General features: G+C 52.4%; 4 protein-coding genes. 2 read left to right on the top strand and 2 right to left on the bottom strand.

What is annotated here, in order from left to right:
• Positions 1-244 precede the first annotated feature (244 nt).
• On the top strand, positions 245-1,264 hold the full coding sequence (locus tag R6T97_RS17505) for an IS110 family transposase (protein ID WP_410350564.1): 1,020 nt from the start codon (positions 245-247) through the stop codon (positions 1,262-1,264).
• Between the two features lie 535 nt (positions 1,265-1,799).
• Here the strand turns inward: R6T97_RS17505 and R6T97_RS17500 are convergent.
• Positions 1,800-2,840, bottom strand: a complete 1,041-nt coding sequence (locus R6T97_RS17500) for an IS110 family transposase (protein ID WP_410350563.1) — start codon at positions 2,838-2,840, stop codon at positions 1,800-1,802.
• A gap of 267 nt (positions 2,841-3,107) precedes the next feature.
• On the opposite strand from R6T97_RS17500, the gene R6T97_RS17495 reads away from it, so the two are divergent.
• Positions 3,108-3,992 carry an LEM-3-like GIY-YIG domain-containing protein gene (locus R6T97_RS17495; RefSeq protein WP_410350562.1) on the top strand — a complete coding sequence of 295 codons (885 nt, stop codon included), beginning with the start codon at positions 3,108-3,110 and terminating at the stop codon, positions 3,990-3,992.
• A gap of 178 nt (positions 3,993-4,170) precedes the next feature.
• Here the strand turns inward: R6T97_RS17495 and R6T97_RS17490 are convergent, their stop codons facing one another.
• Positions 4,171-4,851 carry a hypothetical protein gene (locus R6T97_RS17490; RefSeq protein ID WP_410350561.1) on the bottom strand — a complete coding sequence of 227 codons (681 nt, stop codon included), beginning with the start codon at positions 4,849-4,851 and terminating at the stop codon, positions 4,171-4,173.
• Positions 4,852-5,553 lie beyond the last annotated feature (702 nt).

The raw sequence follows: 5,553 nt of genomic DNA, 5'->3' as shown, positions 1-5,553 counted from the left end.
CTGCCCGACCCACTGCGGTAGAAAACGCTTTGAAGAAAAGGTGCGCCAGTCTGCCGACTGCACCGGCAGGGTAACTCGGCGTCGAGCTCGAAGATGCGCTGGCTATCGCCGAAGCTATCGAAATCTAATGGCATGGGCCGTCTTCACTGACGGCCCAAAGCGGATGAAGTGGGTGGCTCCTGCTCCACCGGCATCGAATGTGCCAAAGTGCAGTTATCATTGACTGCAGGGAAAGGAGCACCCAATGACAGTAAAGACCGTCGGCCTGGATTTGGCCAAGGACGTTTTTCAAGTTCACGGTATATCTGAGAACGGACGTGTGATCTTCAACAAGGCAATCAAGCGGGCGAAGCTCTTGACATTCTTTGAAACCTTGCCGCCTTGCACTGTCGGGATGGAAGCTTGCGGATCAGCTCACCATTGGGGTCGCACATTACGCAGGCTCGGCCACGATGTCAGGCTGATGCCAGCGAATTACGTGAAGCCCTACGTCAAACGCGGAAAGACAGATGCGGTTGATGCGGAAGCGATTTGCGAGGCAGTCAGGCGTCCGACGATGCGTTTTGTCGAGATCAAAACTGAGGATCAACAGGCGGTTCTGTCGATCCATCGCACCCGCGATCTGGCTGTCCGGCAGCGCACCCAGATGGCCAACATGATCCGCAGCTTACTACGCGAGTTTGGGCATATTCTGCCGATTGGGATTGAGGCGGTCACAGCGTTCGCCAAGCGCCATCTGGATGGAGATCACCCGGACATGCCGGATATCGCAAACGGAATGCTCGGCATGCAGTGCTATCAGTTCGTTGGCTTGAACGAACGGATTGACGGCTATTCGAAGATGATTGAACAACATGCCTTACTGAGTACGGACGCACGCAGGTTGATGCGCATGCCCGGGATCGGACCGATCACAGCATCGGCGATTGTCGCAACGATTGGCGATGCAAAACAATTTCGCACAGGACGTGATCTGGCAGCCTGGCTCGGTCTAACGCCGCTCAACAAATCCAGTGGTGGCAAGGAAAGACTTGGCAAAATCACGAAGAAGGGTGATCGCTACATTCGCAAGCTGTTGGTCGTCGGCATGACGTCTCGGGCCGTAATGGCGAAAAGATCACCCGAGAAGGTTGACCTGTGGACAGCAAAGATCATCGCAGACAAACCCTTTCGGCTCGCAACGACTGCCATGGCAAACAAAGCAGCAAGGATCATCTGGGCCATGCTCACCAAGAAACAGGAATACCGGCAGCCAGCGTTCTAACCGCGCGAGTTGCCCACGAGATGCAAGACGTTGAAGTGATGATGCGGAATTAAGTCAACCAAGAGCAAGGACACTCCGGGAATGTCCGCGGCCCTTTGAGGTCGATAAGCCGAATGGAACCTCGCTCGCGGAACTCATCAGGGCCAGCGGAACACCACCGCACAAACAGGCCGGACAGACGACAGTACTGACAAAAACGACCGCAGATATCGACAGAAAACACCTGCAATGCAGGAGCCACCCACAGAGGCCGCTCGTCAAGGTGACCGGCGCTGCAGCGCAGCTTCACCAGACCGGCTCTCTGTCTGTGGTTAAGTCAAGGGTGTCAGGTTCTGTGTCTTCCGGGTCCGTGGTTCTCTACGAGGTCAGGGATTATCCTGCCTCCTGATGGCGTACGGGACTGATCTGCCAAAATGTCATTCACGAGGTTGGGAGTTTCCCACCTCAGCCGGTTGGCTGGCTCGATCTGCCTCCGTCCCGGAGGACGTCGAACCTACCCCTTGTCTCTCGGGCAGGTATTCAAAATCTCAATTTCTTATCTGGCACCCTCCATTCCAGGCTCAAACGCGGTTTCGTTTCGCCAGAGGCAATGCAAGATGACGGCAATTTTCCGAGAGGCGGCCACGGCTGCTTTCTTGTGCCCTTTGCGCTCGGCTAACTTCGTTGCCCATTCTTTCAAACGAGATGGTTTTCTCGTGCAACTGATCAATGTTGATGCCGCTGAGTATAATAATCGGCGCATATCACCATCACCGCATTTGGATATTTTGCCCGACCAATCCATCTCGCCAGATTGACGGCGTTTTGGCGTGAGGCCAAGGAACGCACCAACATCAATCGATCTTCTGAACCGTTTTTCATCGTCAAGTGTCGCGATGTACGCCAAGGCGACGATAGGACCTACTCCGGGCACGGTCATCAGTCGGCGCGCCAGATCACTTTCGCGCGCCATCATCCTTACTTCGTTGTCCAGCGCATCTCTGGCAATGCAGAGTGTCTTGTGCAGAGGGATGAATGTTTCTGACATCATCTCAATCGCTGGATCCGTATCTGCTGCAGCTGCGAGTTGGTCTCGAAAGCCTTTTCGCAACTTTCCCGTCGCAACCGACGTCATGCAAATACCAAACACCTTGAGCACACCACGTACATGACCTTCAAGACACTTGCGCATGCGGATCAACCGCTCGCGGGCTCCGATGAGGACGCGCATGCGCTCTGAAGCTTCGCTGCGGATATGGACCTGAGTGAACCAACCCGTTCGCGCCAACTGAACCAATCCTTCAGCATCGCCTTGGTCGGATTTGTTAATACGCCCCGACAACGCTTTATGCGCCAGGCGCGCATCTATGCAAATGATCGGCACCCCGCGTTTCTCCAGCTCTCGCGTGAGCCAAATCGCTAGAATGCCGCTTTCATGAACGACTCGCTCTACCTCTGACGCGTGCTTCGAAATAAACTGCGCGATCAAATCCGGATCTGTTGAGACATCCGTGCGCGCGGCAACAACGCCCTTGTCATCCATCATGCAAATCGACGTTTCTTTGACGGAAACGTCCAATCCAACGTAATATGCCATTGTCGTTCTCCTTTGTGGCTGCTTCATTCAGGCCAGTATACTGTACCTCGTTTGCCCAGGAGAGCGGCATCCACAGACACACCATGTCATTCGCGCAGATTGCAGCATTTTGGCCGGTAAAGGTCGGCAGAGCGGGACGAAGCGGACGGTCCTTGTGAAAACGGCCGCTGATCGAAGTCTTGACGCACCACATCTCTCGTGTTTGCATCTGCACAACTTCTGCTGGCAACGCGATCTGCCAACGCGGACCATTGGGGGATCCAAAGCATGCGAAATGAGACCGACGCAGAGTTGTTTGACGATTTGGTCGCCAAGGAACTAGGCCATTATGTGTACGCACTTTTTGATCCAGCAACCGGCCAACCATTTTATGTTGGCAAAGGTGGCGGTCGCTCAGGGCTCGGAAATCGTCGAATTTTTGACCATTTCGATGAGGCTCGTAGCGAAAAAGGAAAGGAACGAGAAAAGATAGCCAAGATACAACAGATCTGGGAAACTTCTGGCGATGTTCCTTGGAAGATCGTTCGGTCCGGACTCGAAAGTGACCGAGAGGCGCTTCTCGTCGAATGTGCATTGATTGACATGTTGCGCGAAATGAGCGTTCCATTGACGAATAAACAATCTGGTCACGGGTCAGCTGAGAGTGGGATTAAATCTCGCACGGAACTGCGTGCTTGGTGTGCCCCTAAACTCGATTTTGCGAGTTTTCCATCTTCTTTGATGAAGCGTCCGATTTTCCTTTTCAATATCGCGAATGGTGTATCTGATCGACGAACCAAGTACCCCAATGATGGCCCAGACCTGTATAGAGAAGCCACCTGCCAGTTCTGGAATGTGATCCACAAATATCGGGCTCTTGAGGGCGCACTAGCCATCGGTTGCATAAATGGCATCACTAGAACGGCGGTAGAGATCGAAGGATGGAAACAAGTATCCGAAACAAGATGGGAGATAGTCTCACACCGTCCTGCGGAAGGCGCGCAAGATCCTAACTTTCTGACCTTTAAGAACGTCTCTGCAATCATTGATCATTGCAAAGGATTCTGGCAACGAGGCAACTTCTTGGTAATTCGTGTTGATAACAAAGCCGATGTCGCGGTGCTTCGGGGAAGTCCCAACCGCACGATTTCGGTTCCGTCCAACGCGAGTTGATTGTCAATCAACATGTTAAAACCGAATAGGCACCTTCAGAACGAAGGCCCCAGTTCACCGTCCGGTGTGGTGCTCGAGCCGGCCTTGCGGCAGTGCGGCGCTTTATATTGCCGCTTTGGGTGAGCTGACGCCTACGTGGATGACGACAGGCAGCCCAAAGCGGACTATTGTTTTGGCTTCAATCAGCCGAACTAACTGCGTGATTTTTGCGGTCTACCGGCATATAGGGACGCGCATAAAATTCGTCGTTACCTTTAACGACAACCCATTCAACAAAATCATCCACCACGGTATCGTCCAAAATTTTATAAGAAAGTCGAATTCGAACGCGAGTTCTGTAACCTTCAGAATCTGGGATGGGCCAATCAGTTATGAATCTGTGAAAATCAACTCCGGGAGGCAGGTTCGATATTGCGAAATCTGATGTCAGTTTTTCCACTGCCCGAGCGTAAACGAAGGGATATGGATCATTGTGGGCGTAAACTTCACTTAGAATATTCATAGCAGGGCTTGCCCCGTAGTTGTGTAAAGTGACGCGCAAGTCAATTTTGCCTCCCTGTTGACTTTGTGAAGCTTCCACAGATTTTACCAGCAGCCAAGCGCGAGTTTGATTTAGGCCTATTTGCTTTGTCTCGCGCAAGGTTTCCTCAGTTGTCTTGAGCGTGGCGGCAACGAGAAACACAGCGATCACACTGATCAATACAGAAAAAATAGATGAAATTGAGCTGAGCCAGTCGCTTGTGCTGTTCGAACCACCAACTGGAAGGGTGGAAATTGTTAGAAGCAATATAACGCCTGCGCCAGCACCCGCAACTAAACCCAGAGCCAAACCATTTCGCCAAGAATTATTCTGCATCATCACAACCTATAGGTTCTTCTCGCCGAAGCTACGCAGAATTGGAAAACTTTGCAAAGCCCGCTTCCTGCGCATTGCTGACCTTGGTGGCTGGTGCAGCATGGTGGGGCGTTGAACCTGAGCCCTGAATGGCCGCTTTCATATGTTGGACAGTGTGCCTTCGCAGGTGCAGCGAATTCACACTTTCCGTCGGACCTGCATGAAGCCAACTGGCGACATGCACCTGATCGAATGTCTCTTGTGGGCTGATTTTGTTGAAAAACTCAGTTTTCTCCGAAAAACAATGAAAAACTTCACCATAGAGCGCAACTTCAAAAGTTCGGTCAGGGTGTCGGCCAAATCAATGCTTTGGCGATGTGTGCATCTCTAACAGCCCTCACAACGCGAATAAGTCCAGCTTTTCCGGTAAAACGGATTTGCGCGGAAAAATGAAAGTGCGGATTTTTCCAGTTTTTCAACACAATCGGCTGCCTACCGTCATCCGACGTTTTCGCTCGGGATATTTGTCTACTGACCTCAGGCCTGCTTTCACACGAGCATGTTACGCTGGGTACAAAACACCGCGCCGCATAAAAGCGCCCAGGCCGCCCACTAACTGTCGCCTGTGAGGCACATCCTTATCACACCGCACGCACCAACTTGTGCTGCTCATTAACCACCCACCGGCCCGCCTTTGGCGGGCTTTTTTCGTTCATAGGAGCACCA

Origin of the sequence: Yoonia sp. (genome assembly GCF_046498525.1) — a bacterium.
Classification (GTDB): Bacteria; Pseudomonadota; Alphaproteobacteria; order Rhodobacterales; family Rhodobacteraceae; genus Yoonia.
Note: the sequence above shows the minus strand (reverse complement) of the source record. Positions and strands in the feature narration are given on the sequence as shown.

Coding starts and splice junctions, on each gene's coding strand:
- R6T97_RS17505 (WP_410350564.1), top strand. CDS start 245: ATGACAGTAAAGACCGTCGGCCTGGATTTGGCCAAGGACGTTTTTCAA.
- R6T97_RS17500 (WP_410350563.1), bottom strand. CDS start 2,840: ATGGCATATTACGTTGGATTGGACGTTTCCGTCAAAGAAACGTCGATT.
- R6T97_RS17495 (WP_410350562.1), top strand. CDS start 3,108: ATGCGAAATGAGACCGACGCAGAGTTGTTTGACGATTTGGTCGCCAAG.
- R6T97_RS17490 (WP_410350561.1), bottom strand. CDS start 4,851: ATGATGCAGAATAATTCTTGGCGAAATGGTTTGGCTCTGGGTTTAGTT.